The organism is Microbacterium umsixpiens (assembly GCF_053543675.1).
On sequence record NZ_JBLVOH010000113.1, the window covers coordinates 4,964 to 7,473 of the forward strand.

Genomic DNA, 2,510 nt, shown 5'->3' on the forward strand with positions numbered 1-2,510 from the left:
CGAGCGTCGACCGCGCACCGGAGAACAACGACACGGATGCCCCGGACCCCGAGGTCGACGCCGCGTCGCTGCAGGCCATCGCGAGCGCGATCCGCAACGGGGAATGGCTGCGCTTCGACTACGAGGGCGCGCCCGCGCTGGTCGAGCCGTACCGGCTGCTCACCTGGGTGCGCCGGTGGTACCTCGTGGCCCGCGATCCGCAGACAGACGAGTGGGGAACCTACCGCGTCGACTGGATGGACCTGCGGATGCCGACCCATCGGCGCTTCGATCCGCAGCCGCTCCCCGGCGGCGACTACACGGCGTTCGCGATGCGGACCATCGCGGTGAGCGGCTGGAAGGTGCACGCCCGACTGCGGATCGACGCACCCGCCGAGGCCGTGCTCGACCGGATCCATGCCGCGGTCGGCGTGGTCGAACCGGTCGACGACGAGCACTGCATCCTCGTCACGGGTGCGGACAGCCTCGACACCGTCGCCGCCTACATCGGGATGCTGATGATGGACTTCACGGTCGAGAGCCCGCCCGAGCTGCTCCCGCGGCTGCAGCTGCTCTCCGAGCGGTATGCGCGGGCGGTCGCCGGGAGCGCATGAAAGACCCCGCCGGCCACTCGGGCCGACGGGGTCTTGATCGCGGGAACCTCAGGCGCCGCGCAGACGCTCCGCGAGGTACGCGTGCAGCTCGTCGATCGAGACGCGCTCCTGCGCCATGGTGTCGCGGTCGCGCACCGTGACGGCGCGGTCGTCGAGCGAGTCGAAGTCGACCGTGACGCAGAACGGGGTGCCGATCTCGTCCTGGCGACGGTAGCGGCGACCGATCGCACCCGCGTCGTCGAAGTCGACGGCCCAGGAGCTGCGGAGCGTGTCGGCGACCTCGCGGGCGAGCGGCGACAGCTTCTCGTTGCGCGACAGCGGCAGCACTGCGGCCTTGACCGGGGCGAGGCGCGGGTCGAGCTTGAGCACCGTGCGCACGTCGGTGCCGCCCTTGGCGTTGGGCACCTGCTCCTCGCGGTACGCGTCGACGAGGAACGCCATCATGGCGCGGGTGAGACCGAACGACGGCTCGATCACGTACGGGGTGTAGCGCTCGCCCGTGGCCTGGTCGAAGTACGTCAGGCTCTGGCCCGACGCCTCGCTGTGGCTGGAGAGGTCGTAGTCGGTGCGGTTGGCGACGCCCATGAGCTCGCCCCACTCCTTGCCCGCGAACCCGAACTTGTACTCGACGTCGATCGTGCCCGCCGAGTAGTGCGCGCGGTCGTCTTCCGGAACGTCGAACTGACGCATGTTCTCCGGGTCGATGCCCAGGTCGATGAACCAGTTCCAGCAGGCCTCGACCCAGTGCTCGAACCACTCCTGCGCCTCGGCCGGGGGCGTGAAGAACTCGATCTCCATCTGCTCGAACTCGCGGGTGCGGAAGATGAAGTTGCCGGGGGTGATCTCGTTGCGGAACGCCTTGCCGACCTGGCCGATGCCGAACGGCGGCTTCTTGCGGCTCGCGGTCAGCACGTTCGAGAAGTTCACGAAGATGCCCTGCGCCGTCTCGGGGCGCAGGAAGTACAGACCCGACTCGTCGTCGACAACACCCAGATAGGTCTTCACCAGGCCGGAGAAAGCCTTCGGCTCGGTGTACTGCCCCTTGGTGCCGCAGTTCGGGCAGGGGATGTCGGCGAGACCGTTCTCGGCCTTGCGGCCCTTGCGCGCCTCGAAGTCCTCGATGAGGTTGTCGGCGCGGAAGCGCTTGTGGCACTGCAGGCACTCGACCAGCGGGTCGGTGAACGTGGCGACGTGACCCGACGCCTCCCACACGCGCTTGGGGAGGATGATGCTGGAGTCGAGGCCGACCATGTCGCCGCGGCCGCGGACGAAGGTCTGCCACCACTGGCGGCGGATGTTCTCCTTGAGCTCCGTACCGAGGGGCCCGTAGTCCCAGGCCGATCGAGAACCGCCGTAGATCTCACCCGCTTGGAACACGAACCCGCGGTGGCGGGCGAGGGCGATGACCTTGTCGAGGCGGGACTGTTCGGCCATGGTGGCTCCAATGGTCGGATGCGGGAGAAGACCCGTGAACACGGGCACCTCATTCTATCCGTCGTCCCGCGCGGGACCTGGCCCCTCGGCCCACCGCGGAGTACCGTCCTGGGATGAGCACTTCTGCGCGCACTCGGCGGACCCGCGACGAAGACACCCGCTTCTTCGGCCAACCCTGGGCGCTCGTGCACATCTTCGGCGTGGAGATGTGGGAGCGGTTCAGCTTCTACGGCATGCAGGGCATCCTGCTCATCTACCTCTACTTCGAGGTGACCGAGGGCGGCCTCGGCATCCCCAAGGCTGTTGCGGGCGGCATCGTGGGCGCGTACGGAGGGTCGGTCTACCTCTCGACGATCCTCGGGGCCTGGCTCGCCGACCGCCTGTTCGGCGCAGAGCGCGTGCTGTTCGTCAGCGCGATGGTGATCGTGGCGGGCCACCTCGCCCTGGCGTTGCTGCCCGGGGCGGTCGGCGTCGGCGTCGGGG

2 protein-coding genes and 1 pseudogene are annotated in these 2,510 nt (G+C 68.8%); 2 read left to right on the forward strand and 1 reads right to left on the reverse strand.

What is annotated here, in order from left to right; all coding sequences use genetic code 11:
* The coding region (locus tag ACNPM4_RS11275) for a WYL domain-containing protein (protein ID WP_448985769.1) at nt 1-593 on the forward strand (593 nt) is incomplete at its 5' end.
* Between the two features lie 48 nt (nt 594-641).
* Here ACNPM4_RS11275 and ACNPM4_RS11280 read toward each other — a convergent pair.
* The gene (locus tag ACNPM4_RS11280; protein WP_029261245.1) at nt 642-2,027 is read right to left on the reverse strand and encodes a glycine--tRNA ligase; all 1,386 of its coding nucleotides are present in this window, start codon (nt 2,025-2,027) and stop codon (nt 642-644) included.
* A gap of 113 nt (nt 2,028-2,140) precedes the next feature.
* Here ACNPM4_RS11280 and ACNPM4_RS11285 point away from each other — a divergent pair.
* A pseudogene (locus tag ACNPM4_RS11285) lies at nt 2,141-2,510 on the forward strand (MFS transporter); the annotation flags it as partial.

Excerpts from the sequence above, each read along its gene's own strand:
- ACNPM4_RS11280 (WP_029261245.1), bottom strand. The coding sequence starts at position 2,027 with ATGGCCGAACAGTCCCGCCTCGACAAGGTCATCGCCCTCGCCCGCCAC.